This is a genomic window from Planctomycetota bacterium (assembly GCA_016872555.1).
In the GTDB taxonomy this organism is placed as follows: domain Bacteria; phylum Planctomycetota; class Planctomycetia; order Pirellulales; family UBA1268; genus F1-20-MAGs016.
The window spans coordinates 16,781-43,330 of record VGZO01000001.1 but is presented as its reverse complement, the minus strand read 5'-3'; the positions used below and the strand labels follow the sequence as shown (position 1 = coordinate 43,330).

Here is a 26,550-nt window from a genome sequence, read left to right as displayed (position 1 = left end):
GCATGGGCAGCGACGACGACGCCGAGGTGGTGCTGTTCACCGACGGGGCGTGCAGCGGCAATCCCGGCCCCGGGGGCTGGGCCTACATCCTCCGCCATCCCGCCAGCGGGCGCGAGTCGGCGGCCTCGGGCAGCGAACCGCTGACCACCAACAACCGGATGGAGCTGACCGCCGCCGTCCAGGGATTGGCGCAGCTCAAGCGGCGGACGCGCGTCGAGCTGGTCACCGACAGCGTCTACGTCGGCACCGGGCTGTCGGAGTGGCTGCCGCGCTGGAAGAGCCAGGGCTGGCAGCGGCGCGAGAAAGGGAAGCTCGTCCCGATCAAGAACGAAGACCTGTGGCGCGAGCTCGACCGCCTCGCCGGCCTCCACGAGGTGGTCTATACCCACGTCGCCGGCCACGCCGGCCATCCGGAGAACGAGCGCTGCGACACGATGGCCGTGGCCGCCTACCAGCCCCTCCTGCCGCGCAAGCGGTGACCCCCGGCCGCGGCAGGGACGCGATGGCACCAGACAGCGACGGCGGTTCCGCGGGCGGCGACGGTGCCGCCGCGCCGCCCGACGGCGCGCCCGACCGCGGGTTGGGGACGGCGCTGGCGCTCCTTCCCGGCCTCGGCGGCGGCCGGGCACGGCGGCTCGAGCGCCTCGGCCTGGTGACGGTGGCCGACGCGCTGATGCACTTCCCGCGCGACTACCGCGACTTCTCCGGCGCCCATGCGGTCGCCGACCTCGTCGCCGGCGAGCCGGCGTCGCTGGCCGGCGACGTCGCCGACGTGCGCACGCGGACCACGGCCGCCGGGCGGGCGCTGCTCTCGGTGCGCCTCGTCTGCCGCGACGGCCACGTCCGCGCGACCTGGTTCAACATGCCGTTTTTGGCGCGGCGCTTCGCCGCCGGCCAGCGCGTGGTGATCGCCGGCAGCCCGCGGCGCGGCGCGCACGGGTGGGAATTCGCCCACCCGGAAGTCCGCTGGCTGGCGGCGGGGGAGGCCGACCCGACCGGCGACTGGCTGCCCGTCTACCCGCTGGCCGCCGGCGTCCAGCAGCACCACGTGCGGACCGCCGTCGCGGCGGCGCTCGAGCACGGCGCCGACGCGGCCGTCGAGGCCCTCCCCGAGGGAATGCGCGCGGCCAAGGGGTTGCTGCCGATCGCCGCGGCGCTCCGCGCGATCCACCATCCCGGCGACGAAGCCCAGCTGGCGACCGCCCGGCGCCGGTTCGTGTACCAGGAGCTGTTCATGCTCCAGCTGGCGCTGCGGATGCACCGCGGCCGCCAGCAGGTGCGCCGCGCCGCGCCGGTGATCGCCGTCGACACGCGGCTCGACCACCGGATCCGGGCCCGGTTTCCCTACGAGTTCACCCCCGGGCAACGGCGCGTGGCGGCGGAGATCGTCGCCGACATGGCGCGCGGCGAACCGATGAACCGGCTCCTCCAGGGGGACGTGGGGAGCGGGAAGACGGCGCTGGCGGTGTACGCGATGCTCGCCACCGTGGCCACGCGCGTGCCCGCCGCCGAGCCGGTGCAGCGCTACCAGGCGGCGCTGATGGCCCCGACCGAGCTGCTCGCCCGCCAGCACGCCGCCACGCTTGGCCGGCTCCTCGACTCCAGCGGCGTCGGCGTCTGCCTCCTCTCCGGCAGCCAGAAGGCGCGGGACCGGCGCGAGGCCGTCGCCCGGATCGGGGCCGGCGACGTGCCGATCGTCGTCGGCACGCAGGCGCTGCTCGCCGACGGCGTCCGCTTCGCGCGCCTCGGGCTGGTCGTGATCGACGAGCAGCACCGCTTCGGCGTCCTCCAGCGCGCGCTGCTGCAGCGCGGCGACGGCGACCCGCACACGCTGGTGATGACGGCGACGCCGATCCCGCGGACGATCGCCCACGCGCTGTACGGCGATCTCGACGTCTCCGTGCTCGACGAGGCGCCCCCCGGCCGCCAGCCGGTGGCGACCTACAAGGTCGAGCCCCCGCAGGCCGACGACTGGTGGGATTTCTTCGCGCGCAAGCTCCGTGACGGCCGCCAGGGCTACGTCATCGTCCCCACCGTCGACGACTCGGCGCGCGGGCTGGCGAGCGTGGCCGGGGCCTACGAGCAGCTCGCCAACGGCCCGCTCGAGGCCTTCCGCCTCGGCCTCGTCCACGGCCGCCTCAACCCGGCGGCGCGCGACGCGGTGATGGAACGCTTCCGCGACGGCGAGATCGACGTCCTCGTGGCGACGAGCCTCGTCGAGGTCGGGATCGACGTCCCCCGGGCGACGGCGATGACGATCCTCGACGCCGAGAGCTTCGGCCTCGCCCAGCTCCACCAGCTCCGCGGCCGCGTCGCCCGGGGCGGGGTGCAGGGGATCTGCGGGGCCCTGGTCGCCGACGCCGCCCGGCCGCAGCCGCGGATCGACGCGTTCGTGGCGACGACCGACGGCTTCCGCCTCGCCGAGCAGGATCTGCTCCTCCGCGGCGCCGGCGACCTGGTGGGGACGCGGCAGAGCGGCAGCCCGCCGCTGTATCTCGCCGACCTGATCCGCGACACCGACCTCGTCGCCGAGGCCCGCGCCGACGCCAAGGCGCTGTTCGAGCGCGACCCACTGCTTTCCGATCCGGCGCTTGCCCGTGTCCGCGCGTTGGTCGAGACGCGCTGGGGGGCGACGCTCGGCCTCGGCCAGGTCGGCTGACGGCCTGCGCGCCAGCCGCTCAGGACGCCGCCGCCACGCTTCGCCAGCCGGACGCGCCTCGCTCCACGCGGTTGTAGAGCGTGTCGCGCTCGACGGGGACGCGCCCCGCCTCGCGGATCAAACGCGTGATCTCGTCGACCGACAGCACCTCCGGCGTCGTGGCGCCGGCGTCGTGGTAGATCAGTTCGTGGCGCACGGTGCCGTCGAGATCGTCGGCGCCGTAGGCCAGCGCCGCCTGCGCGGTGCCGATCCCGAGCATGATCCAGTAAGCCTTGAGGTGGTCGAAGTTGTCGAGCACCAGCCGCGAGACCGCCATCGTCCGCAGGCTGAATGCCGCCGTCGGCTTGGGGATGTGGGATAGCCGCGTGTTGGCGGGGTGGAAGGCGAGCGGGATGAACGTCTGGAACCCGCCGGTCTCGTCCTGCAGCGCGCGGAGGCGGAGGAGGTGGTCGGTGCGATGGAAGGCGTTCTCGATGTGGCCGTAGAGCATCGTGGCGTTGCTCCGCAGCCCGAGTTCGTGGGCGGTGCTGTGGATCGTGAACCACTCCTGCGTGTCGGCCTTGTGCTCGCAGATCTTGTCGCGGACCTCGGGATGGAAGATCTCGGCGCCGCCGCCGGGCAGGCTGCCGAGGCCCGCCGACTTGAGCTCGACGAGGATCTCGCGCACCGACCGCTTGGTGAGGTGGCAGAACCAGTTGATCTCGACCGGCGTCCAGGCCTTGAGGTGGAGCGCGGGGTAGTGGTCGTGGAGGAGGCGGATGATCCCCAGGTACCAGTCGTAGTCCTTCTGGTGATGGAGCCCGCCGACGATGTGCATCTCGGTGCTGCCGGCGGCGACCGCCTCGCCCCCGCGGGCGAGGATCTGCTCGTCGCTCATCACGTACCCACGCGACTCGCGCAGGTCGGCGCGGAAGGCGCAGAAGCTGCAGCGGTAGACGCAGACGTTGGTCGGGTTCAGGTGGGTGTTGATGTTGTAGAAGGCGCGGTTGCCGTTCTTCCGCTCGCGGACGAGGTTGGCCAGCTCGCCGAGCTCGTGGACGTCGATCGACTCGTCCCACAGCATCTCGCTCTCGGCAGCGTCGAGGCGGACGCCGCCCTCGACCTTTTCACGGATCGCGTCGAGCGACGGAACGACGGCGCGGATCATTCGAGCCTTCCTTTTCTAGAAGGGCCGCGACTGCCGCGGCACCACCAGGGGAACCGCAGCCGGCCGGTTTCCGCAACCGATCCCGGGAGGCGGCCGCCGTTTTCCGCGGCCATCGCCGGTCCCGGGTCACCACACCAGGTCGGCGGCGATCGCTACCAGGAGGACCAGGCCGATCACGGCGTTGGCCGTGAAAAACGCCTCGTTGACCCGCGACAGGTCGTCGGGGCGGACCAGCGAGTGTTCCCAGACGAGCAGGGCGGCGATCGCCGCCAGTGCGGCCCAGTAGATTCCACCCAATTCAGGGACCACGCCGGGGAGGAGGGCGAGGAGGAGGAGCGTCGTCGCGTGGAGCGGCTTCGAGACCGCCAGCGCCCGCGGCACTCCGAGCCGGGCGGGAATGCTCTCCAGCCCGTGGGCGGCGTCGAACCCGGCGTCCTGGCAGGCATAGATCATGTCGAACCCGGCCACCCAGGCCGTCACCGCGGCGCCGAGGAGCAGCGCCGGGAGCAGGTCGGCGGGGGTCGACAGCAGCGTCGCGCCGCGGAGGGCGATCCAGGCGGCGATCGGCGCCAGCCCAAGCGCCGCACCGAGCCAGACGTGGGCGAGTATCGTGAACCGCTTGGCGTAGCTGTAGCCGAGCAGCCAGGCGAGCACCGGCACCGAGAGCACCACCGGCAGCCAGTTGGGGAGGAACAGCAGCGTGGCGGCGATGAATCCCGCCGAGCTGGCGACGACGAGGCCGAGGACCTCGCCGGCGCCGACGTCGCCGCGCGGCAGGTGGCGCGAAGCGGTCCGCGGGTTGGCGGCGTCGAGCGCCCGGTCGACGAGCCGGTTGAACGCCATCGCCGCCGTCCGCGCCGTCACCATGCAGAGGAGGATCCCGGCCGCCGCCCGGACCCAGCCCCCCGCCGGCGCGGCGCCGTCGGCGATCCGCCGGGCGGCGATCAGCGCCGCCATCACCGCGAACGGCAGGGCGAACACGGTGTGGCTGAAGCGGACGAGCTCGAGGTAGGTGCGGAGCCTCGCCAGCAGGTTGCCCGCGGGCAGGCTCGTCGAGGGGCGCGGGGCGCTGGCCATCAGGACGTCTCCCCCCAGCAGCGCATGAGGTCGTGGCCGACACCGAGCTGGTCGCAGATCCGCGCGACGACGAAGTCGACGAGGTCGTCGAGCGACCGCGGCTGGTGGTAGAAGCCGGGGCTCGCGGGGAGCACGACCGCGCCCGCCTCGTGGATCGCCTGCATGTTCTTCAGCTGCGGTAGCGACAGCGGCGTCTCCCGCGGCACGACGACGAGCCGGCGCCGCTCCTTGAGGTGGACCTCGGCGGCGCGGTGGATGAGGTTCTCCCCCATCGAATGGGCGACGGCGGCCAGCGTGCTGCCGCTGCACGGGCAGATCACCATCCCCGCGGTGAGGAAACTGCCGCTGGCGATCGGGGCCATCAGGTCTTTGTAGTGGTGGTAGATCCAGCTTCCGGTGGCGGGAAGACCGCGGCCGAGGAGGACGGCGGGATCGAACCGGTCGAGGTCGACGCGCCGGCCGGTCTCCTCGGCGATCACCGCCTGCCCCGACGGGCTGACCGTCAGGTGGAGGTCGCACCCCGCGGCGAGGAGCACCTCGACGAGCCGCGCGCCGTAGGACGCGCCGGAGGCACCGGTGATCGCGACGACGACGGGCAGCGACGGCGCCGGCACGGCTCAGGCCGCCTTTCCGGCCGCGCGGTGGGCGACCGACAAGGTCGCGATCCCGAACGACAGCGGAAACTGCGCGACGGTGCCGAATCCGGCGGCGCGGACGAGCGCCGCGAGCCGTTCCCCCGAGGGGAACTCCTCGACGCTCTGGTTGAGGTAGGTGTAGGCCGCCGAACGGTTGCGGGCGACGGTGTTGCCGATTGCCGGGAGGAGGTTGCGGAAATACCACAGATAGCCGTGGCGGATCACCGGATTGGCCGGCAGCGAGAACTCGAGGATCGCCAGCGTGCCCCCCGGCTTGCAGACGCGGGCCATCTCGGCGAGGCCCGCGGCGGTGTCGGCGATGTTGCGCAGGCCGAAGGCCACGGTCACCAGGTCGAAGGACGCGGTCGGGAAGGGGAGGGCCATGGCGTCGGCCTCGACCCACTCGACCGTCCGGCTTACGCGCATCGCCTTCTCGGCACCGCGGTCGAGCATCGGCCGGCAGAAGTCGCTGGCCACGATCCGCACGCCAGGGGCGGCGGCGGCGTAGGCAAGCGCCAGGTCGCCGGTACCGGTGCAGACGTCGAGGATCGCGCCCCCGGCCGAGGGTGGCGGAGCTCGGCGGACCGTCTCGCGCCGCCAGCGGACGTCGATGCCTCCTGACAGGAGTCGGTTCACGAGATCGTAGCGCGGAGCGATCTCGGCAAACATCCCGCGGACCCGGCTGCCGCTCTTGTCAACACGGGCACCGTCGCCCGCCGGTGGGGGCGTGCGACCCGGTCGCTCGGCGGCTGACGTCATCACGGCACCCACGCTCGGCTCCTGCGGACGGTGTTCGCGGCCGTTTGCCGCTCATGAGAAATGGTAGCCGGACCGGCGCCGCGCGGGAGGGCACGCGGCCGCCCCCTCCGGCAGTATGCTCGCCGGGATGATCGACTGGCACTGCCACGACCTGGCGCCGCGGATGCCCCCCGGGGCGGCGGCCGGCGCGATCGCCGTCGTCATCGACGTCCTCCGTGCCAGCACGTCGATCGCCACGGCGCTGGAGTCGGGGGCGACGGCGGTGTGGCCGACGCCTTCGGTCGCCGCGGCGCGTGCGACCCGCGACCGGCTTCCCGCCGGGACGCTCCTGGGCGGCGAGCGCGGCGGCCTCCCCCCCGCCGGCTTCGATCTCGGCAACTCGCCGCTCGACTACACCCCGGCGCGCGTCGGCGGGCACGCCGTCGTGGTGACGACCACCAACGGCACCGCGGCGCTGGCCGCCTGCCGCGACGCCCGCGACGTCGTGATCGGAGCGCTGGTCAACCGGGCCGCCGTGGCGGCGTTCCTCCGCCGCCGCGGCGCCGCGCCCGACCGCGTCGCCGTCCACCTCGTCTGTGCCGGCACCGACGGCGCGGTGAGCGGCGAAGACGTCCTCGGCGCCGGGGCGATCGTCGACGCCGCCGCCGGTCCGGCCGACCGGCTCGACGCCGCCTCCAGCGCCGCCCGCGCCGCCTTCCGGAGGGTCGTCGCCGCGGGCGCGCCGGAGGCGGCGCTCGCCGACGCCTTCCGCGACACCCCCGGCGGTGCCAACCTGATCGCCCTCGGCATGCAGCGCGATCTCGCCGCCGCCGCGCGGCTCGACGCCGTCGCCGTCGTCCCGCACCTCGTCGGCGACCGGCTGGTGGCCGCGGCCGACTGAGCGGCACGGGCCTGCGGTGGACCGTCGGCGCCGGCTGCCACTACACTCGCCGTCCCCGCCGTTTCCCCACCAGGATCACGAGCCGATCATGGCAGACAAGCCCACCGGGCCCGCCGACCAGTCGCGGATGGACAAGATCGTGTCGCTGGCCAAGCGGCGCGGCTTCATCTTCCAGTCGAGCGAGATCTACGGCGGGCTCAACGGCTTCTGGGACTACGGCCCGCTCGGGGTGGCGCTGAAGCGCAACCTCAAGGACTGCTGGTGGCGCGACATGGTCGCCGGCCACGACGAGCTGGCGGCGCCGGCCGGCGCGCCGACCCCCTACGAGATGACCGGGCTCGACTGCACGATCATCATGCACCCGCAGGTCTGGAAGTGCTCCGGCCACTTCGACCTGTTCCACGACTGGATGATCGACTGCCGCGAGTCGAAGCGCCGCTACCGCTACGACCACCTCCAGGGGCGGTTCGCCGCCCACCGCGGCCGGCGCATGTTCGTGACCACCGACCAATCGGGCGACGAGGCGCTGCCGGCGACGGTCGCCCGGGCGCAGAAGCTGTTCGGCCTCCGCGCCAAGCAGGTCGACGAGATCGAGTGGTCGGGCGCGCTCCAGCCGCTCCCCGCCGCGCTCGCCGCCGGCGTCGATGCCGCCGACGTCCTCGGCCCCGACGCCTCGGCCCCGGGCACGCTGACGGCACCGCGCGAGTTCAACCTGATGTTCGAGACGCGGATCGGCGCCCTCGCCGGCGACGCCGACGACCGCGCTTTCCTCCGCCCCGAGACCGCCCAGGGGATATTCGTCAACTTCAAGAACGTCGTCGACACGTCGCGCGTCCGCGTGCCGTTCGGGATCGCGCAGATCGGCAAGAGCTTCCGCAACGAGATCACGCCGCGGAACTTCACCTTCCGGTCGCGCGAGTTCGAGCAGATGGAGATCGAGTTCTTCTGCCGCCCCGACGACTCGCCGGCCTGGTACCGCTACTGGCGCGACCGGCGCTGGCGCTGGTACCTCGACCTCGGCCTCACGGCCGGCCGCCTCCGGCTCCGCGAGCACGACGCCGACGAGCTGTCCCACTACTCGTGCGGGACCGCCGACATCGAGTACGCGTTCCCGTTCCTCGCCCCCGGTGAATTCGGCGAGCTCGAGGGGATCGCCCACCGCGGCGATTTCGACCTCCGCAGCCACATGGAGGGGAAGCTCGTCCGCCGCGACGGCCAGCTGGTCGTCGAGACCGGCGACGACGGCAAGCCGCGCCACCGCGGCAGCGGCAAGGACCTGTCGTACTTCGACGACGTCAGCCGCGAGCGCTACGTCCCCCACGTCATCGAGCCCTCGGCGGGCGCCGACCGGGCCGTGCTCGCCTTCCTCTGCGACGCCTACTGCGAGGACGAGGTCCCCGACGAAGACGGCAAGCCGCGGAGCCGGACCGTCCTCCGCCTCCACCCGCGGCTGGCGCCGGTCAAGGCGGCGATCCTGCCGCTGGTGAAGAAAGACGGCATGCCGGAGGTGGCGATCGACCTCTACCGCTCGCTCAAGCGCCACATGGCCTGCCAGTACGACGAGAAGGGCTCGGTCGGCCGGCGCTACGCCCGCCAGGACGAGGCCGGCACGCCGTGGTGCCTGACGATCGACGGCCAGACGCTCACCGACCGCACCGTGACCCTCCGCGACCGCGATTCGCTCGAGCAGCAGCGCGTGCCGCTCGACGAGGTCGTGGCGCTGCTCCGCGACCGGCTCGGCTGACCTCCTCCGAGACCGCCGCGATGGTTCCCGCCCTGGCCACCGTCTGCTCGCTCGAGGCACCGCTCGAGACGGTCCTCGAGGACTACGCCGCCGGCCAGTGCCATGCCGTCGAGCTGTGGCTCGGCCAGGTCGACGCCGCCAGCGCCCGCGGCGGCGTCGGCGCCGTCGCCGCGGCGCTCGAGCGCTACGCCATCCGCGCCGTGGCGGCGAGCTTCCAGGGCGGCCTGCTCACCAGCCAGGGGGAGGCACGGCGCGAGCACTGGCGCCACTTCGGCGAGCGCCTCGCCACCTGCCGCGCGCTGTCGGTGCCGGTCCTGGTCGTCGCCGGCGACGCCTTCGGCCCGCTCGGCGACACCGACCTGGCGCGGCTCTCGGCAAGCCTCGCCGAGGCGGCGTCGCGCGCCGCCGACGGCGGGGTGCGGCTGGCGCTCGAGTTCGACGCCCGCGCCAGCTTCCCCAACAACCTCCAGTCGGCGCTGGCGCTCGTCGAGGGGGTGGGGTCGCCGGCGCTGGGCGTGTGCCTCGACTGGTTCCATTTCCAGGTCGGTCCGAGCAAGCCGGCCGACCTCGGCCTCCTCTCCACGGCGACGCTGGCCCACGTCCAGCTCTCCGACGTGGCCGGCGTACCGCGCGAGATGGCCTCCGACGCCGACCGGATCCTCCCGGGGGAGGGGGGCGCGCCCCCCGACGAGCTCGTCGCCACCCTCGGGCGGATCGGCTACCGCGGTGCGGTGTCGCTCGAGGTCCTCAACCCGCGGCTCTGGCGGGTGCCGCCGCGGCAATTCGGCGAGATCGCGATGACCGCGCTGCGGCGGGTGCTCGGTCAGGCAGCGATGACCGACGCGCCGCCGGCGGCTCCCACTCCTTGATCCGCGTCGCCCGCGACTCGATCGGGTCGATCGGGCGCAGCGCGAACGACAGCGGTCGCGGCAGGAGCGGGTAGTGGCGGGCCGCGGTGAGGACGTCGATGATCTCGTGCGAGAAGCGGTCGTGCGTGACCCACAGCGCCGGGTCGTGGCGGCGCATGTCGACCGGCACGGAATAGGTGCGTAGCGTCTTGCGGCGGAAGCGGACGTACTGCGGAAAGTACGACAGCGCCAGTTCGCGCAGCGACCGGTAGACCGGGTCGCGGAACCGCAGGTAGGGCGTGTTGCTCTTCGAGATCGCCCCCCAGTGGCGGCCGCGGCGGAAGACGGCGATCACGTGGTCGACGTCCCCTTCCTCGGCACCGAGGTCGACGAGCAGCGGCGGCATCCCGATCATCCACAGCGCGACCGCGGCGACGAACGACGATTCGAGGCAGTGGGCGCGGTTGGCGTCGAGCGTCGCCGCCACGCTCATCGCCGACCGGCCGATCGCGAAGTTCATCGGCAGCGCGGTGACGAAGCGCTGGATCTCGTCGGGCGACCCGAGCCGGGCGAGCGTGCGCGCGTGCGCCGGGCAGAGCCCGAGCCGCCTCCCGACGGCCTCCCGGCGAGCGAGTGAAGATCCCACTGGCGTCCTCGATCGTGCCGTGGACAAGCCTTCCGCCGATTCCCGACGGTGTCGCGGCGGCCGCAACCTCGCCCCGGCCGCTGCGGTTTGCCCAGTTTCCCGCCCCGTTCGTCCCCCGCGGCACCGTTCCCTCGGGCTTTCCGACCCGAAGCCGTAGAATCGACCGGGAGGAGGAAAGGCCATGCACCGCCGCCGTCGGACCGGTCGAGTTTTCCTGCCGCTCATCCTCGCCGTGACCACCGCGGGATGCCTCGCCGGTACAGTCTCCGCCCACCCGCCCCATGCCGGGTGCGGACCGATGCCGATCGCCTCCTGCGGATGGGGCGGCGGCCCCCGCTGGGGTGAGTGCGTGCTTCCCGGCTGGCGCGGGGGATGGTGTGGGTTCGGCTCGGCCCGCGTGCTGGAGACCGTCGCGGTCAGCGGCGTCGGCTGCGGCAACTTCTTCTCCGGCAGCGTCCGCAGCGCCGTGGTCGGCTGCCCCCCCTGGCCGGTGTGCTGGGATCCCTGCGGCTTCGGCTCGTTCGGCTGGCGCCGCGGTGGCTGGTGGTCGGGTGGCTGCGGCTGGGATCCCTGGTGCGCGCCGGTCTGGTACGGCCCCTGGGTCTGTCCGACGCCGGCCGTGATCTGGCCGCCGATCGTCGTCTCACCGTTCGGCTCGTGGCTCCCCGCCGGCACCGTGCCGGTGTTCGGCCCGGCCGGCGTGGCGCCCTATCTCGGCCTCACCGCGCGTGGGCCGCTCGAGATCGGTTTCGTGCCCGGCATCGCCACGGCGCGGCGCGACGACGGCCGCCGGCTGCTCGCCGGGCTGACGAGTCCGGCACCTGCCAAGGCGACCGCGCGGACGAGCAACCGCGTCGCCCGGCAGCGCGCGGCGCGGCTGGTGGCCAAGGGGGACGACGCGCTCCGCGCCGCCGTGGCCGACGAGCGGCGCCTCGCCGACGCCCTCGACGCCTACCGCCGTGCCATCGCCGTCGCCCCCGATCTGCCCGACACATTCGTGCGCCAGGCGATCGCGCTGGTGGCCGCCGGCCGCGACGACGACGCCGCCGCGGCCCTCGGCCGGGCCGTGGCCCTCGATCGCCGGCTCGGCCTGGCCCCGCTGCCCGCGGCGGAGGGGCGGCCGGCCGATCCGGTGTTCGGCGACCGTCCGGCCGGCTCCGCGCCGCCGGTGATCGCCCGCGGCCGGGCGCTGTTGGCAGAGGTCCTCGCCGCGGGGGCCGGCCCCGCCGACGAGCCGCGCGGCAATTGGATCGCGACGGCGTGGACGAAGCGGTTCGGTGAACCGGCCCCGGCGCTCGCGCGGCGGTAGCGATCAGGCGACGACGCCCTCATCGGCTCGGTCGCCTGCTCCTCCGGCACCACCGGGGGTTCCGCCGCTCCGATTCGCCCCGGCCGGCGCGCGGGCTATTCTCCACAGGCTCGACCTCTGCTGCCGCCCCCCGATGGCCACCGCGATGCCCGCTCCCGCCGCCTGTCCGCTCCTTGACCTCGCACTTCCCGGCGACCGGGCCCGGCTCGACGCCCTCCGCCAGGCGCTCTGCTCGCAGGGGGACATCGTCAGTGAGGCGGGGCGGCAGCGGACGCTGGCGGTGTTCGGCGAGCCGCTCTCGCCGCGCCAGGTCGTCGCCCGGATCTGCACCGACGTCCGCCAGCGCGGCCGCGAAGCGCTCGTCGACTACTCGCGCCGACTCGACGGCGCCGCGGCCGACGGCCCCGTCGAGGTTCCCGAGGCGTCGCTGGCCGCCGCCCACGCCTCCGTCGACCCCGGGTTTCTCGCTGCCGTCCGGCGGATCCGTGATCGCGTCGAGCGCTTCCAGCGCGCCCTCCTGCCGCCGCCGGTGGCGGTGGCGCTGGCCGGCGGCGGCCAGCTCCGCCAGCGCGACCTGCCGCTCGACCGCGTCGGCGTCTGCGTGCCCGGCGGCGCCGCCGCCTACCCTTCGACACTGCTGATGACCGTCGTACCGGCGCGGGTCGCGGGCGTGCGCGAGGTCGTCGTCGTCGCCCCGCCGACGCCGTTCGGCGCTGACAACGCCCATGTGCTCGCCACCTGCCGCGAGCTCGGGGTCGACCGCGTGCTCCGCGTCGGCGGCGCCCAGGCGGTGGCGGCGCTCGCCTACGGCGTCGGGGGGATCCCGCGCGTCGACATGATCGTCGGCCCGGGAAACCTGTTCGTGGCGCTGGCCAAGCAATTCGTCGCCGGCGACGTGGCGATCGACTCGATCGCCGGCCCCAGCGAGATCGTCGTCGTCGCCGACGCCACGGCCCGGCCGGAGTTCATCGCCGCCGACATGCTCGCCCAGGCCGAGCATTCCCCCGGCTCGGCGCTGCTGCTCACCGCCAGCCGGCCGCTGGCCGAGGCGGTGGCGGCAGCCCTCGCCGCACAATTGTCGGGCCTCGAGCGCGAGAGCCTCACGCGCGACAGCCTGGCGCGATACAGCGCCCTGGTGGTCTGCCGCGACATCGCCGAGGCGGAGGCGCTGGCCGACGCGCTGGCCCCCGAGCACCTCTCGATCGACACCGCCGATCCCGAGGCGACGCTGGCGCGGATCCGCCACGCCGGCGCGGTGTTTCTCGGACCGCACAGCCCCGTCGCCGCCGGCGACTACGCGGCCGGGCCGTCCCACGTCCTGCCGACCGGCGGCACGGCGCGGTTCAGCGCCGGGCTGTCGGCGCGCGACTTCCTCCGGGGCGGCAGCGTGATCCGCCTCGCGGCCGCCGACCTCGCCGAGCTGGCGGCCGACATCCGCATCCTCGCCGACACCGAGGGGCTGTCGGCCCACCGGAAGAGCGTGGAGATCCGCTCGGCGTCACCGGGGCAGGGGGGCACGTGAACGACGACCCATTTCCGTTCTTCGTCGGCTGGGGGACGCTGTCGCTGATCAACGCCGGGCTGGCACAGTCGAAGAATCGCAGCGGCCTGGCCTGGTGGGTGCTGTCGCTCGTCCTCGGCCCGGTGGCGACGTTCCTGATCGTCGTCCTCGACCGGCTCCCGCCGCGCCTCGACTGACGGCCGCCGGATGCGGCCGACCGAGAGTCGACAAGGTCCATCCGGGATCGTCGTGGGTGGAAGACAGGAGACGACATCCCGGCATTCCCATCACAGGGCCGGCGCAGCCCCTCCGCCGTCGCCCGCGCATCGGCCCGTCACCCCTGGCTGCGGGTCGATGCGAGGGAAGAGGCGCGGGGGGCGACCCCCTCTGCAGAGACCGAGCGGAGGCTTCACCGGCCGCGGTGACCCACGGACATGCGAATCATGGCCTCAGCGGGCTTTTTCCACGGAAATTCAGCGGAACTTCACCAGCAGCATCCCGGCGAACACCAGCGCCACGCCGACGAGCCGCAGCGCCGAGAGCGGCTGCCGGGGCAGGTTCATCGCGCCAAAGTGGTCGAGGAGCACCGAGCAGGCCAGCTGCCCGCCGACGACCGCGGCGATGAACGCGGCGGCGCCGAGCCGCGGGGCGAGCGTCGCCCCGGCGAGCACGATCATCGCGCCGAGCGGACCGCCGATCCAGTACCACCACGGCGTGCCTCGGACGGCGGCCAGCGGCGGCAGCGGCGGACGGACGGCGAGCATGAACAGGCAGGCGCAGACGATCGTGCCGCAGATCGAGAAGAACGCGGCGACTCGCGCGTCGCCGACGGCGCCGCGGAGGGCGGCGTTGGCCGCGGCCTGGAGGGCGATGCAGCAGCCGGCGCCGGCGGCGAGCAGGATCCACCACGTTCCTTCCATCACGGGCTCCTTGCGGGGTCTGACCGACCGGCCACGATAGCAGCCGGCGGCCGCGCCGCGAGCGGCGCCGGTCGTGACGGTCGTGACGGCGGTGCAGGGGGCGCCGGGCCGGCGCTTGCTGTCCGTGGCCAAAGCCCTCCATGGCCTTTGTCCACTCGGGCAACCGAGGGAAACGCCAAGGGTCTCCCTGGTCGCCGTCGGCCGCATCCGGCGGCCGATACCTTGGTCCACGGCCTGTTGGCAGTTCAGGCGAGGTAGACTCCGGTCGTGACACCCACCACCCGCGCCGCCATCACCGCGTCCAATCTCGTCCGCCCCGGGCTGGCGGCGATCGCCGGCTACGTCCCCGGCGAGCAACCGCAGTCGGGCGACTGGATCAAGCTCAACACCAACGAGAATCCCTACGCTCCCTCCCCCCGCGTCGCCGCGGCGGTGACGGCGCTTTTGTCGGGGCGGACGCTCGCCAAGTATCCCGATCCGCTCGCGACCCGCTTTCGCGAGCAGGCCGCCGCGCTCCACGGAGTCGATCCCGACTGGATCCTCTGCGGCAACGGCAGCGACGACCTGCTCACGATCCTCGTCCGGTCGTTCGTCGGCGAAGGGGACTGGCTGCGGATGGCCTATCCGAGCTACATCCTCTACCGGACCCTCGCCCAGCTCCAGGGAGCGGCGTGCGACGAACATCCGTTCGCCCGCGACTGGTCGCTCGACGACGGCTTCGCCGCGCCGGCGACGCCGTCGGGCACGCCCCTCCGGCTGGCGATCCTCGCCAATCCCAACAGCCCGTCGGGGACCTGCCTGGCGCCGCAGCGCGTCGCCGAGCTGGCACGGCAGCTCCCCTGTCCGCTCGTCGTCGACGAGGCCTACGGCGATTTCGCCGACAGCGACTGCGTCGGCCTGGTGCGGACCCTCGACCGCGTCATCGTCACCCGGTCGCTGAGCAAGTCCTACGCCCTGGCGGGGATCCGCTTCGGCTACGCGATCGCCCGGCCGGAGCTCGTCGAGCAGCTGGTGAAGATGAAGGATTCCTACAACTGCGACGCCCTCTCGATCGCGGCGGCGACCGCGGCGCTGCTCGACCGCGAGTGGCTCGCCGCCACGCGCGCCCGGCTGCTCGCGACCCGCGCCCGGCTGACGGCCGGGCTCCGCACGCTCGGCTTCACCGTCGTCGACAGCCAGGCGAACTTCGTCTGGTGCACGCACGCCGACCGGCCCCACCGGGCGCTCTACGAGGCCCTCAAGGCGCGGCGGATCCTCGTCCGCTGCATGGACTACGCCGGCTGGGGCGACGGCCTGCGGATCACCGTCGGCACCGACGCCGAGATCGACGCCCTCCTCGCCGCCCTCCGCACGCTCTAGACCCCATGCACCGCACCGCCACCGTCTCCCGGACCACCGCCGAGACCGCCGTCTCCGTCGCCCTCGACCTCGACGGCACCGGCCGGGCCGAGATCGCCACGGGCCTCGGCTTCTTCGACCACATGCTCACGCTCCTCGCCGGCCACGCGCTGGTCGACCTGGCCGTGCGCTGCCAGGGCGACCTGCACGTCGACGGCCACCACACCGTCGAGGATGTCGGCCGGAGCGTCGGCCAGGCGGTCCGCGAGGCGCTCGGCGACCGCCGCGGCATCCGCCGCTACGGCCACTGCACGCTGCCGATGGACGAGGCGCTGGTCACCGGGGCGATCGACCTCGGCGGGCGTGCCGCCACCGTGCTCGCTGTCGAGTTCCGCGTGCCCACGATCGGTGCCTTCGACGTCCAGCTCGTCGAGGTCTTCTGGGAGGCCTTCGCGGCGACTGCCGGGGCCAACGTCCACGCCGTCCTCCACCACGGCCGCAACGCCCATCACGTCGCCGAGGCGGTGTTCAAGGCGCTGGCGCGCAGCCTGCGGATGGCGGCCGAGATCGACCCGCGCCAGGCGGGGATCCCGAGCACGAAGGGCACGCTGACGGTCTGACCGCCGCCGCCCGCGTCACTCGTTGACGAACGTCTCGAGGAACCGGGCGAGGCGGTGGAAGTCGCTGCCGCGTTCGACGTAGCGGACGACCGTCACCAGCGTCACCGGGTCGACGAGCTCCGCGAACGGGACGTAGTTGAGGTCGAGCTGTCCCGAGACGCTGACCATCACCCCGTCGAGGCCGCGCTCGGCGAGCGCCCGGTAGCCGCCGACGCCGAGCTGGCTGCCGAGCATGATGTCGAAGGCATGGGGCCGCGCGCAGCGCGCCTCGTAGCCGAGCTGCAGCCCGATCACCTTCCGCGACCGGCCGGTCTGGCGCTTGTACTCGGCCGCCACCAGCTTGGCGAACATCCGCCCGAGCTGCACGTGGCTGATCGAGATGTGGCCATGGTCGTCGCGTGGCACCCCCTCGAGGCTCCGGGCGGGGAGGTACTCGGCGAGCCCCTCGGCGAGGACGACGACGCCGAACTGCTTCCCCTCGCTCTCCTCGCGGACGAGCATCGTCTTCACGATCCGGCCGACGACCTCCTCGGTGTTCATCACCGGGCGGATGCTCGTCGTGCCGTCGGCGGCGGTGACCGTCTCCTCGCCGCGGTAGCGGCCGTGGATGTCCTCGACGCTGATCACCAGGCTCGCCTCACCGGAGATCGCCGCCCCGTAGGCCAGCCAGCCGGCACTGCGCCCCATCGTCTCGCAGACGAAGTAGGTCCGCCCCGCCTCGGCGTCGTGGAGGAGGTTGCGGATCTCGTCGCCGAGCGTGTCGACGGCGGTGAAGTAGCCGAAGGTGAAGTCGATCCCCATGTAGTCGTTGTCGATCGTCTTCGGCAGGTGCACGACGGGGATCCGCGGGCTGCCCGGCGGGAGCCGGTCCTGGAACAGCTTGAACTTGTTGGCCGTCTTCAACGTGTCGTCGCCGCCGATCGAGATCAGCGCCTCGACCCCCAGCGACCGCAGCCCCTCGTAGACCCGGCGCAGCGGCCCGACGCGCTCGGGGTCGTCGAAGTGGGCCGGCGACGAGACGAGCTTGCCGGGATTGGTCCGCGCGGTGCCGATCAGGATCCCCTGGCTGGAGCGCGAGCGCTTGAGGAAGTCGGAGGTGATCCGCACGTAGTCGCGCCCCTCGACGAGCGGGGCGGCGGGATCGAAGTCGGCGAGCGCCGAGTAGCCGTGCTTCATCCCGATGACCTCCGTGTCGTTGCGGAGGAACGAGATCGCGGCGGTCGAGATCACGGCGTTGGCGCCGGGGGCCGGCCCGCCGGCGAACAGGATCGCGACGCGACGGAACTGGTGGGCCGACTTCGGGGGGCGGGAGAGGCTTTCGTTCATGGCGGTGTCAGGAGGGGGAGCCGGCGAGCCAGCGTTCCACGAAGGTGGTGTCGATCCGCGCCTCGTGGAACGCGGCACTGCGGAGCAGTTTTTCGTGGAGCGGGACGGTCGTCTTCACCCCCTCGATCCGCAGTTCGGCCAGGGCCCGGAGCATCGTCGCCACCGCCGCCTCGCGCGAGGGCTGGTGGACGATCAGCTTGCCGACGAGCGAGTCGTAGTTGGGGGGCACGACCGAGCCGGCGGCGACGTGCGAATCGAAGCGGACGCCGAACCCGCCGGGGGCGATGATCCGCTCGATCCGGCCGGGGCAGGGGCGGAAGTTCGCGGCCGGGTCCTCGGCGTTGATCCGGCATTCGATGGCGTGCCCGCGCAGGACGACGTCGTCCTGCACCAGCCCGAGCGGCGCGCCGGCGGCGATCCGGATCTGGGCCTTCACCAGGTCGATCCCGGTCACCATCTCGCTGACCGGATGCTCGACCTGGATCCGGGCGTTGACCTCGATGAAGTAGAAGTTGTCGTGCTGGTCGACGATGAATTCGACCGTCCCCGCCGAGTGGTAGCCGGCGGCCTTGGCGAGGCGCACCGCGGCGGCGCACATCGCCTCGCGCGTCGCCTGGGGGAGGCGCGGCGAGGGGCTCTCCTCGATCAGCTTCTGGTGGCGCCGCTGCGTGGAGCAGTCGCGCTCCCAGAGATGGACCACCGTGCCGTGGTGGTCGCCGAGGATCTGGATCTCGACGTGCCGTGGCCGCTCGACGTATTTCTCGATGTAGATCCCGGGATTGCCGAACGCCGCCTGGGCCTCGGCCGAGGCCTGCTGCCAGGCACCGGCGAGGGCGGCGTCGTTGGGGGCGACCCGCATCCCCTTGCCGCCGCCCCCGGCGGTCGCCTTGAGGAGCACGGGGAAGCCGATCCCGCGGGCGATCCGCACCGCCTCCTCCTCGCTCGTCACCAGACCGTCACTGCCCGGCACGGTCGGCACACCCGCGCTCTTGGCCAGCGCCCGGGCGGAGTTCTTGTCGCCGAGCCGCTGCATCGCCTCGGGGGTCGGGCCGATGAACGTGATGTCGCAGGACCGGCAGACCTCGGCGAAGTGGGAGTTCTCGGAGAGGAAGCCGTAGCCGGGGTGGATCGCCTGGGCGTTGCCGACCTCGGCGGCGCTGATGATCCGGTCGATCCGCAGGTAGCTGTCGGCGGCCCGCGCCGGTCCGATGCAGATCGCCTCGTCGGCGAGCTCGAGGTAGGCGGCGCCGCGGTCGGCCTCGCTGTGGACGGCGACCGTCTCGATCCCCATCTCCCGGCAGGCGCGGATAACCCGGAGGGCGATCTCACCACGATTGGCGACGAGGATCCGTTTGAACATGCCTGCCATCCCTGCCTGTCCGCGACGTCGCCGGATCCCTCCGGCCCGCGCGCCGTGTTCTTCCGGGATCGGCCGGTCCACCGGAGCGCGGCCGGGGACGGACGCCCCAGCGGCATCAGTGTTCCGGATCGACCTTCAGGAGCGCCTGGCCGAACTCCACCGGCGCGCCGTTCTCGACCAAGATCGCCACCACCTGGCCCGACACGCCGGCGGGGATCTCGTTGAATACCTTCATCGCCTCGATGATGCAGACCGTCTTCTCCGGTTCGATCCGGTCGCCGACCTTGACGAACGGCGGCGAGTCGGGGCCGCTGGCCCGGTAGAACGTCCCGACCATCGGGCTCTTCACCACCATCGCCCGTTCCGGTTCGGCCGGCGCTGCCGGCGCGGTGCCGGCAGCCGGAGCGGCAGCAGGAGCCGCCGGCAATGCCGCCATCGGCACCATCCCTGCCGCGGCGCTCACCGCCCGCGAGAGCCTGACGCGCATCTCCCCCTGCTGGAGATCGATTTCGGTGAGCCCGTGCTTGTTCATCAACCGCACGAGCCGCTTGACGCGCTGCTCGTCGAAGACGTCGCCGCCCGGCGCCGGATCGGCTTCCGGGGGACCGCCCGGCCGCGGCTTTCCGACCGCTTTTTTGTCCGCCTTGCTCGGCTTCATGGCAAACCGCCGTCTCCGGTCATCCTCACGGGAGTGAAAGCCCGGGGAGGGTAGCCCGCGCGGCCGGTTTCAGTCAAGGTAACGGCTTCCCGGGTGAGCCGAGTCGACCGACCCCAACGGGCACCGCGACGATGACGCCTCCCGCAGCGCTGCCGCGCCTCGCCCGCCGTGTCCGCGACAGCCACAAGCACGACTACGGTCGCGTGGTCGTGATCGGCGGCGCCACGGGCATGGCCGGCGCTCCGGCGCTGTCGGCCCTGGCGGCGCTGCGCTGCGGCGCCGGCCTGGTCGAGGTCCTCGTCCCCGAGCCCGCGGCGGCGATCACCGCCGGCTTCGATCCCTGCCTGATGGCGCGCGGGTTCCCGGCCGACGCCGACGGCTGCTTCGCCAGCGCCGCCATCGCGCTGCTCGCGGCGCGGGCGGCGGCGGCCGACGCGCTGGTGGTCGGCCCCGGCCTCGGGCGCGGCGGCGCGGTCCGGGATCTCGTCGCCCGGCTGTGGAGCGAGGCGGCCGTGCCGACGGTCTTCGACGCCGACGCGCTGTGGGCCCTCTCCCCAACGCCGCCGGTCGCGGGCGCCGGCCCGCGGCTGATGACGCCCCACGAAGGAGAGCTGCGCCGGTTCCTCGCGCGCCCCGTCGGCGCCCGCGCCGCCCTCGAGGAACAGGCGGCGCGGCTGGCCGCGGCGACCGGCGCGGTGGTGCTCCTCAAGGGGCCCGACACGCTCGTCGTCGACGGTGCCGACCGCTGGCACAACGCCACGGGCAATCCGGGGATGGCGACGGCCGGGTCGGGCGACGTCCTGGCCGGGATGATCGCGGCGCTGGCGTGCCAGCCCTGCCTGGTCGACGGCGTGCGCCACGATCGGCCCGGCCTGGGGGCCGCGGCGCGGATCGGAGCCTGGGCCCACGGGCGTGCCGGCGACGTGGCGGCCAACGCGCTGGGGGAGATCGCGATCACCGCGCGCGACATCCTCACGGCGATTCCCGCGGCGCTCGGCGAGCTGGTCGCGCCCGACTCGGCTACCGCTGCACGAGGCGCGTGACGTCGACGACGGCGTCGTCGCGGCCGATCCAAACCCGTTCCCCCGGCATCGCCTCGTAGGTCATCCCGCCGGTGAACGAGCCGAACGCGGGGAGCACGAGGCGGCCGGCGTCGGCCACGAAGCACCGCGCGCGGATCCGCTCCCAGGCCGGCCCGCGGAGCGTGACGGCGGGGTGGAGGTGGCCGCCGACGACGAACCGCTCGGCGACGCCGCCGCGCGGGTCGTGGATGAAGTGCAGCGGCGGCTCGTCGAGCGCCGGGGCGACCTGGTCGAGGCCGAGCGCGCCGAGGCGGCGGCCGAGGCGGGCGTCGTGGTTGCCGACGACGAGCACGACCTCGACGGCCCCGACGCTCCCGCGCCACCGGCGAAACTGCTCCGTGACCGCGTCGGTCATGCCGCCGACGGAGTGGAACAGGTCGCCGAGGACGAGCAGGCGCCTCGCGCCCCGTTCGACGAGCAGCGCCCCGAGGCGGTCGAGGTCGGCGGCGGCCGAACCCTCGGGCACCGGGATCCCGGCGCGGCGGAAGGCGGCGGCCTTGCCGAGGTGGAGGTCGGCGACCGCCAGCGTCGCCGACGCCGGCAGCCAGGCGGCGCGGCCGGGGAGAAGGAGGATGTCGGCGGCACCGGCGTCGGGGCCGCCCGCCACGGCGATGGCCGGCGCGTTCATTGCCCGCCGCTCCCGGCCGGAGCGTGCGGCGCCGCGGCGGCCGTGGCCGCGGCCTCGAGATCGCGGGCCATGAGGGTGATCTGCTCGAGCCAGTCCTGCGTCGAGAGCCGCGCCTGGATGTGCTCGGCCCAGATCGGAAAGGCGAGCGGCGAGAGGCGCGGCGTGGCGACGACGTGGATCTCGCGGACGGCGATCCGCTCGAGCGTCTCCTCGAGCCGGCGAAACTCGAACTGCCGCTCGAGGACTTCGCGGCGCACCTGGCCGAGGAGCATGCTGTCGGCGTCGTGCTCGCAGAGGACGTCGTAGATCAGCCCGGCCGAGGCCTGCGTCTGCCGGTCGCCGTGCCGCGCCGCCGACACCAGCCCCGCGACGCGCGCGATCTCGCGGAAGTGGGCCCGGGCCATCTCGGTGCCGCGGAGGCACTCCATCAGGTCCTCGAGGAGGTTCCCGGGAGAGAGCAGCCGGCGCCACGAGCGCTCGTCGCCGGGGAGCGGGCCGCGGCCGGCCAGCTGCAGCCCCCAGTCGGTGGCGGCGAGGCGGAGCGTGCTCGAACGGCGCTGGGCGATCCGCCAGGCGACGAGCGTCGCCAGCCCGTCGTGGACGAGGCGGCCGGCGAACGGATACAGGAACACGTGCTCGCCGTCGCGCCCGGAGTAGCGTTCCACGAGCAGCTCGTCGGCCGCCGGGAGCCGGCTGGTGCGGGCCTGCGTATCGAGGAGGGGGAGGACGGCGGCGACCTCGGCGGGGAGGCGCTTCCGCCCCGGGCCGGCGGCGCCGCGGACGACGTCGAGGATCCCCTCCGAGAGCAGCGTGGTGAACGGCATCCGGGCGCCGTTCCAGCGCGGCACGGTGAGCCCCTGCGCGGAGCGCGCCCGCTTCACCCAGGCGACGCGGCCGTCGAACCGAAACAGCGACAGCGCCCGCCCCGCGAACAGGAACCGCTCCCCCTCGGCGAGGCGCGAGGCGAACGACTCCTCGACGGTCCCCAGCGTGCCGCCGCGGAGCCAGCGGACCTCGACGACGGCGTCGCCGACGATCGTGCCGATCGCCATCCGGTGGCGCCGCGCGATCGCCGGCGAGGCGACGTACCAGCGGCCGAAGCGCTCGACGATCCGGGCGTAGTCGGGGTAGGCGGCCAGCGCCGGCCCGCCGCGGGCGGCGAAATCGAGGGCCCACTGCCAGGAGCGGTCGTCGAGGGTCGCGTAGGCGCGCGTCGTGCGGACCTCGGCGAGCAGCTCGGCGGCGACGAAGCCGCCGCTGCAGGCGACGGTGACCAGATGCTGGGCGAGGAGGTCGAGCGGGCAGTCGAGCGGCACGCGCGGCTCGACGCGCCCCGCCACGGCGGCGGTCCGCGCCGCGGCGCACTCGATCAGCTCCAGCGCGTGCGTCGGCACGCACAACAGCCGCGAGGTCTGGCCGGGGGCGTGGCCGCTGCGGCCGGCGCGCTGCAGCAGCCGCGCCACCCCCTTGGGGCTCCCCACCTGGAAGACGAGGTCGACGGGGCCGAAGTCGACGCCGAGGTCGAGGCTCGACGTGGCGACGACGCACTTCAGCTTCCCCGCCTTGAGGCCCTGTTCCGCCGCCTCGCGCAGCTCGCGGTCGATCGAACCGTGATGGAGGGCGAGCGCGCCGCGCCAGTCGGGACGGGCGCGGGCGATCGATTCGTACCAGCGCTCGGCCTGGGCGCGGGTGTTGGTGAACACCAGCGACGTCGCCGCGCCGGCGATCCGCTCGACGACCTGCGGGAGGAGGCGCAGGCCCATGTGGCCGGACCAGGGGAAGCGCTCCATCGGCTCGGGGACGAGCGTGGCGATCTCGAGGCGCCGCGGCACGCGGGCGGTGACGACGCGCGCCGCCGGGGCCGCGGCAGGGCCGACCAGCGCCGCCACCGCGTCGGCGAGGTTGCCGAGCGTGGCGGACAGGCCCCACGTGGCCAGCCCCGGGGCGAGGGCGCGGAGGCGGGCGAGGGCCAGCTCCGTCTGCACGCCGCGCTTCGAGCCGAGCAGCTCGTGCCACTCGTCGACGATCACCGTCTGGAGCGCGGCGAAGTCGTCGAGGACGGTGTCGAGCGAGAGGAGGATCGAGAGCGTCTCGGGGGTGGTGACGAGCACCTCGGGGCGCTGCTCGCGGACGCGCTTCCGAGCCGCCGCCGAGCTGTCGCCGGTGCGGAGGCCGACGCGCCACCGGCTCCCGAGCCAGTCGGCGAGGTCCCCGAGCGGGCTCTCGAGCGCCGCGGCGGTGTCGGCGGCCAGTGCCCGCAGCGGCGTGATCCACACGACGCGCAGCCCGGCGGGGGCCGGTGCGATACCGGCGCGCGCCAGCCGCCGGGCACGGGCCAGCGCCCCGAGCCAGACGGCGAGCGTCTTGCCGGTGCCGGTGGGGGCGTGGACGAGGCCGCCGGCGCCGTCCGCGACCGCCTGCCAGACCTTCTCCTGGAAGGCGAACGGCTTCCAGCCGCGCCCTCGGCACCAGCGCCGCAGGGGGGCGCGGACGTCGTCGGCTGTGACTACGGCGCCGCTCATGGGACGGCCTCGGTGGGGGCCGCGGTCCGGCACAGCCGGCGCAGGTCGTCGAGCCGGCCGGCGTCGGCGATCCCCTTGTCGCGCCGCCAGCGGACGATCCGCGGGAAGCGGAGGGCGAGCTTGGCCTTGTGGCGCTGCGACGGCGCCACCCCCTCGAAGGCGATCTGGAAGACGAGCGACGGCTCGACGATCCGCACCGGGCCGTGGCGCTGCCGCGTCGTGGCGCGGACGATCCGGTCGACCTCGACGATCTCGGCGTCCGACAGCCCCGAGTAGGCCTTGGCGACGGTGACGAGCTCCTCCCCCTCCCAGACGCCGAGGGTGTAGTCGGTGTGGAGGCCGGCGCGGCGCCCGTGGCCGGCCTGGGCGTAGAGCAGGACGGCGTCGATCTCGAGCGGCTCGATCTTCCACTTCCACCAGTCGCCGCGCGTCCGCCCGCTGCCGTAGGGGGAGGCCCGGCGCTTGAGGATCAGCCCCTCGACGCCCCGGTCGCGCGCGAGGGCCCGCGCCGCGGCGCGGCCGGCCCAGTCGGGGGCCGCCAGGAGCGGCGAGAGGAACAGCCGCCCGGTCGCGACGGCCTCGTCGCCCTCTGGCAAGAACGGTGCATCGGTCGCCCCGGCGCCTCCGAGGAGCCGCTCGAGCCTCGCGCGCCTCTCGCCGAGCGGTAGCGCGCGAAGATCGTCTCCCCCTTCCTCGACGAGATCGTAGGCGACGAACACGCAGGGGACCTCGGCGAGGAGCCCCTTGGTGACGCGTTTGCGGCCACTGCGGCGCTGGAGCGTGGCGAAGGGGAGGAGGCGCGTGCCGCGGGCGGCGAGCAGCTCGCCGTCGAGGACCGTGCCCGGCGGGAGGCCGGCCGCGGCGGTGGCGATCTCGGGGAAGGCCTCGGTCGCCAGATCCTCGCCGCGCGTCCAGAGGGCGACCCCCGCGCTACGGACGACGACCTGCGCGCGGATCCCGTCCCACTTCCATTCGGCCTGCCAGTCGCCGACCGCACCGAGGCCGGCGGCCGGCACGTCGAGCGCCGCGGCGAGGAAGAACGGATAGGGGCGGAGGTCGTCGGCGGCGCTGGCGACGGGGGAGATCAACCGGGAAAACGCCTCCGCCCCCTCGTCGCCGCGGCCGACGAGGCGCGTCATCATCGCCGCCGGCTCGATGCCGGCGACCTCGGCCAGCGCCCGGGCGACGAGCGTCCGCGAGACGCCGACGCGGCAGCCGCCGGTGAGCAGCTTGTGCCACACGATCCGCTCCCGGGGGGCGAGCACGCGCCACGTGGCGCGGAGGAACGCGCCGATCGCCTCCTCGTCCTTCTCGTTGCGGAGATCGCGGAGGCGCTCGACGTGGGCGGCAAGGCCGAGATCGGCCGGCACCAACGCGGCAGCGGCGGGCACGGCGATCTCGTCGGCAGGGGGGAGGACGAGGGCCAGCGTCTCGGCGAGGTCGCCGGTCTGGGCGTAGCACTCTTCGAGGAGCCAGAGGGGGATCGCCGCGGCCGCCGCCGCCTCGCGGCGCAAAAGCGGCAGCGGCACGGCGCGCGACTGCCTCCCGCCGGCGAGGACGGCCAGCGCGCAGGCGGCGTCGGCGGCGGGGGCGGAGCGGAAATAGTCGCGCAGTGCCGCCACCTTCTCCGTGATGCTCGTCGTGCCGTCGAGCTGCCAGTAGAGGTCGGCGAACGCCTTCATGGCAGCGCCCCGGCGGCGTCGTCGGCGGGCTCGGCCGCAGCGCGGGTACCGGCGCCGTCGGCGCCGGCATTATCGGCGATCGAATCACCCGTGCCGTCGGCGTCGTCCTCGGGCTGGGCCGTCTCGCCGGGGGGCGTCTCGCCGAAGAACCGCGTGGGGAGGACGGAGGCGTCGAGGCCGCGCTCGCGGAGGAACCGCGCGAACGCCTCGGTGCTGCCGTGGGTGACAAGCACTCGCTTCGCCCGCGACGCCTCGACCGCCGCCACGAGGCCGGGGAAATCGGCGTGGTCGGAGAGGACGAAGCCGCGGTCGAAGCCGCGCCGGCGGCGCACGCCGCGGAGCTGCATCCAGCCCGACGCCGCGGCGGTGCTCACCGGCCCGAACAGGCGCAGCCACCGGCTCCCGGCCGCCGACGGGGGGGCGATGACCAGCACCCGGCCGTGGCCCACCTTGCGGGCGCCGGGGGGCACGCCGTCGATCGGCGGCAGGCGCACGCCGCTGTCGCGGTAGGCACGGACGAGCTTGGTGACCGCCCCGTGGGCGACGATCGGGCCGATCGACGGGTCGACCAGCGCCGCGAGGCGCTGCGCCTTGCCCAGCGCGTAGGCGAACAGCACGCTCGCCTTCCCCTCCACCTGGTTGGCGCGCCACCAGGCATCGATCTCGGCGCCGATCGTCGCCGCATCGGGCCAGCGGTAGATCGGCAGGCCGAACGTCGACTCGGTCACCAGCACGTCGCACTCCGCCGGCTGGAATGGCGCGCAGGTCGGGTCGGGGGCGGTCTTGTAGTCGCCGGTGATCACCCACACGACGCCGCGGTGCTCGATCCGCACCTGCGCCGACCCGAGGACGTGGCCGGCCGGGACGAGCGACACCCGGACGCCGTTGATCGACAGCGACTCACCCGGCCGCAGGCAGTCGATGACGCCGCCGGGACCGAGGCGGGTGCGGAGCACGAGCCGGCCGTCGGCGCTGCACAGGTAGCGGTCGCAGCCCGGCCGGGCGTGGTCGGCGTGGGCGTGGGTGATCACCGCCCGGGGGACGCGCCGCCACGGGTCGACGTGGAAGTCGCCGGCGGCGCAGTACAGCCCCGCGTCGGTCACCTCCACCAGGTCGTGCATCCCTCGCCGACCCCACGGGGTCGCCGCGGCCTCGGCGGCGCCGGAAGGTCGGCGCGCAGGCGCGGCTTCCGCATGGTAGCACCCGCGC

At 74.0% G+C, this 26,550-nt stretch carries 23 protein-coding genes; 11 read left to right on the top strand and 12 right to left on the bottom strand.

Going from position 1 to position 26,550, the window contains the following annotated elements; translation table 11 throughout:
* Window positions 1–2: 2 nt before the first annotated feature.
* Window positions 3–479 (top strand): ribonuclease HI, encoded by a 477-nt coding sequence (gene rnhA / locus FJ309_00230; protein ID MBM3953043.1) that lies wholly within the window; start codon window positions 3–5, stop codon window positions 477–479.
* 23 nt (window positions 480–502) lie between these two features.
* Window positions 503–2,659: an ATP-dependent DNA helicase RecG gene (gene recG, locus FJ309_00225; protein ID MBM3953042.1), complete on the top strand. Its 2,157-nt coding sequence runs from the start codon at window positions 503–505 to the stop codon at window positions 2,657–2,659.
* Window positions 2,660–2,678: 19 nt separating this feature from the next.
* Here the strand turns inward: recG and mqnE are convergent, their stop codons facing one another.
* From mqnE to ubiE, 4 genes are all read right to left on the bottom strand, one after another.
* Window positions 2,679–3,806 (bottom strand): aminofutalosine synthase MqnE, encoded by a 1,128-nt coding sequence (gene mqnE, locus FJ309_00220; protein MBM3953041.1) that lies wholly within the window; start codon window positions 3,804–3,806, stop codon window positions 2,679–2,681.
* Between the two features lie 126 nt (window positions 3,807–3,932).
* Window positions 3,933–4,838, bottom strand: coding sequence for a 4-hydroxybenzoate octaprenyltransferase (locus FJ309_00215; protein MBM3953040.1), 906 nt, complete (start codon window positions 4,836–4,838; stop codon window positions 3,933–3,935).
* 44 nt (window positions 4,839–4,882) lie between these two features.
* Window positions 4,883–5,497, bottom strand: coding sequence for a UbiX family flavin prenyltransferase (locus tag FJ309_00210; protein MBM3953039.1), 615 nt, complete (start codon window positions 5,495–5,497; stop codon window positions 4,883–4,885).
* Between the two features lie 3 nt (window positions 5,498–5,500).
* On the bottom strand, window positions 5,501–6,277 hold the full coding sequence (ubiE, locus tag FJ309_00205) for a bifunctional demethylmenaquinone methyltransferase/2-methoxy-6-polyprenyl-1,4-benzoquinol methylase UbiE (protein MBM3953038.1): 777 nt from the start codon (window positions 6,275–6,277) through the stop codon (window positions 5,501–5,503).
* 127 nt (window positions 6,278–6,404) lie between these two features.
* Here ubiE and FJ309_00200 point away from each other — a divergent pair, with 127 nt between their 5' ends.
* From FJ309_00200 to FJ309_00175, 6 genes are all read left to right on the top strand, one after another.
* Window positions 6,405–7,157, top strand: coding sequence for a 2-phosphosulfolactate phosphatase (locus tag FJ309_00200; GenBank protein MBM3953037.1), 753 nt, complete (start codon window positions 6,405–6,407; stop codon window positions 7,155–7,157).
* Window positions 7,158–7,284: 127 nt separating this feature from the next.
* Window positions 7,285–8,901 carry a glycine--tRNA ligase gene (locus FJ309_00195; protein MBM3953036.1) on the top strand — a complete coding sequence of 539 codons (1,617 nt, stop codon included), beginning with the start codon at window positions 7,285–7,287 and terminating at the stop codon, window positions 8,899–8,901.
* A 20-nt stretch (window positions 8,902–8,921) separates the two neighbouring features.
* On the top strand, window positions 8,922–9,770 hold the full coding sequence (locus FJ309_00190; protein MBM3953035.1) for a sugar phosphate isomerase/epimerase: 849 nt from the start codon (window positions 8,922–8,924) through the stop codon (window positions 9,768–9,770).
* 806 nt (window positions 9,771–10,576) lie between these two features.
* On the top strand, window positions 10,577–11,704 hold the full coding sequence (locus FJ309_00185) for a hypothetical protein (protein ID MBM3953034.1): 1,128 nt from the start codon (window positions 10,577–10,579) through the stop codon (window positions 11,702–11,704).
* A 145-nt stretch (window positions 11,705–11,849) separates the two neighbouring features.
* Window positions 11,850–13,226: a histidinol dehydrogenase gene (gene hisD, locus FJ309_00180; GenBank protein ID MBM3953033.1), complete on the top strand. Its 1,377-nt coding sequence runs from the start codon at window positions 11,850–11,852 to the stop codon at window positions 13,224–13,226.
* A complete protein-coding gene (locus tag FJ309_00175; protein ID MBM3953032.1) occupies window positions 13,223–13,402 on the top strand; it encodes a hypothetical protein in 180 nt (59 codons plus the stop codon). The genes hisD and FJ309_00175 overlap by 4 nt, the downstream gene beginning before the upstream one ends.
* A gap of 276 nt (window positions 13,403–13,678) precedes the next feature.
* Here the strand turns inward: FJ309_00175 and FJ309_00170 are convergent, their stop codons facing one another.
* On the bottom strand, window positions 13,679–14,125 hold the full coding sequence (locus tag FJ309_00170) for an EamA-like transporter family protein (protein MBM3953031.1): 447 nt from the start codon (window positions 14,123–14,125) through the stop codon (window positions 13,679–13,681).
* A gap of 291 nt (window positions 14,126–14,416) precedes the next feature.
* Here FJ309_00170 and hisC point away from each other — a divergent pair, with 291 nt between their 5' ends.
* Both hisC and hisB read left to right on the top strand, forming a co-directional pair.
* Entirely contained in the window at window positions 14,417–15,484 is a 1,068-nt protein-coding gene (hisC, locus tag FJ309_00165) for a histidinol-phosphate transaminase (GenBank protein ID MBM3953030.1), read from the top strand.
* A gap of 5 nt (window positions 15,485–15,489) precedes the next feature.
* Complete coding sequence (gene hisB, locus FJ309_00160; GenBank protein ID MBM3953029.1) at window positions 15,490–16,083, top strand: imidazoleglycerol-phosphate dehydratase HisB; 594 nt, start codon at window positions 15,490–15,492, stop codon at window positions 16,081–16,083.
* Between the two features lie 15 nt (window positions 16,084–16,098).
* Here the strand turns inward: hisB and FJ309_00155 are convergent, their stop codons facing one another.
* The 3 genes from FJ309_00155 to accB form a co-directional block, all read right to left on the bottom strand.
* Entirely contained in the window at window positions 16,099–17,409 is a 1,311-nt protein-coding gene (locus FJ309_00155) for a 6-phosphofructokinase (protein ID MBM3953028.1), read from the bottom strand.
* A gap of 7 nt (window positions 17,410–17,416) precedes the next feature.
* Window positions 17,417–18,769: an acetyl-CoA carboxylase biotin carboxylase subunit gene (gene accC / locus FJ309_00150; GenBank protein ID MBM3953027.1), complete on the bottom strand. Its 1,353-nt coding sequence runs from the start codon at window positions 18,767–18,769 to the stop codon at window positions 17,417–17,419.
* 115 nt (window positions 18,770–18,884) lie between these two features.
* Entirely contained in the window at window positions 18,885–19,427 is a 543-nt protein-coding gene (gene accB, locus FJ309_00145; protein MBM3953026.1) for an acetyl-CoA carboxylase biotin carboxyl carrier protein, read from the bottom strand.
* 131 nt (window positions 19,428–19,558) lie between these two features.
* Here accB and FJ309_00140 point away from each other — a divergent pair, with 131 nt between their 5' ends.
* The gene (locus FJ309_00140; protein ID MBM3953025.1) at window positions 19,559–20,470 is read left to right on the top strand and encodes an NAD(P)H-hydrate dehydratase; all 912 of its coding nucleotides are present in this window, start codon (window positions 19,559–19,561) and stop codon (window positions 20,468–20,470) included.
* On the opposite strand, the gene pdeM is transcribed toward FJ309_00140, so the two are convergent.
* The 4 genes from pdeM to FJ309_00120 are packed head-to-tail and all read right to left on the bottom strand — an operon-like array spanning window position 20,448 to window position 26,462.
* Window positions 20,448–21,137, bottom strand: coding sequence for a ligase-associated DNA damage response endonuclease PdeM (pdeM, locus tag FJ309_00135; GenBank protein ID MBM3953024.1), 690 nt, complete (start codon window positions 21,135–21,137; stop codon window positions 20,448–20,450). The two genes, FJ309_00140 and pdeM, sit on opposite strands and share 23 nt — an antisense overlap.
* Entirely contained in the window at window positions 21,134–23,659 is a 2,526-nt protein-coding gene (locus FJ309_00130) for a ligase-associated DNA damage response DEXH box helicase (GenBank protein MBM3953023.1), read from the bottom strand. The genes pdeM and FJ309_00130 overlap by 4 nt, the downstream gene beginning before the upstream one ends.
* Window positions 23,656–25,341, bottom strand: a complete 1,686-nt coding sequence (locus FJ309_00125) for an ATP-dependent DNA ligase (GenBank protein MBM3953022.1) — start codon at window positions 25,339–25,341, stop codon at window positions 23,656–23,658. Before FJ309_00125 ends, FJ309_00130 begins: the two co-directional genes overlap by 4 nt.
* A complete protein-coding gene (locus FJ309_00120) occupies window positions 25,338–26,462 on the bottom strand; it encodes a ligase-associated DNA damage response exonuclease (protein MBM3953021.1) in 1,125 nt (374 codons plus the stop codon). Before FJ309_00120 ends, FJ309_00125 begins: the two co-directional genes overlap by 4 nt.
* Window positions 26,463–26,550 lie beyond the last annotated feature (88 nt).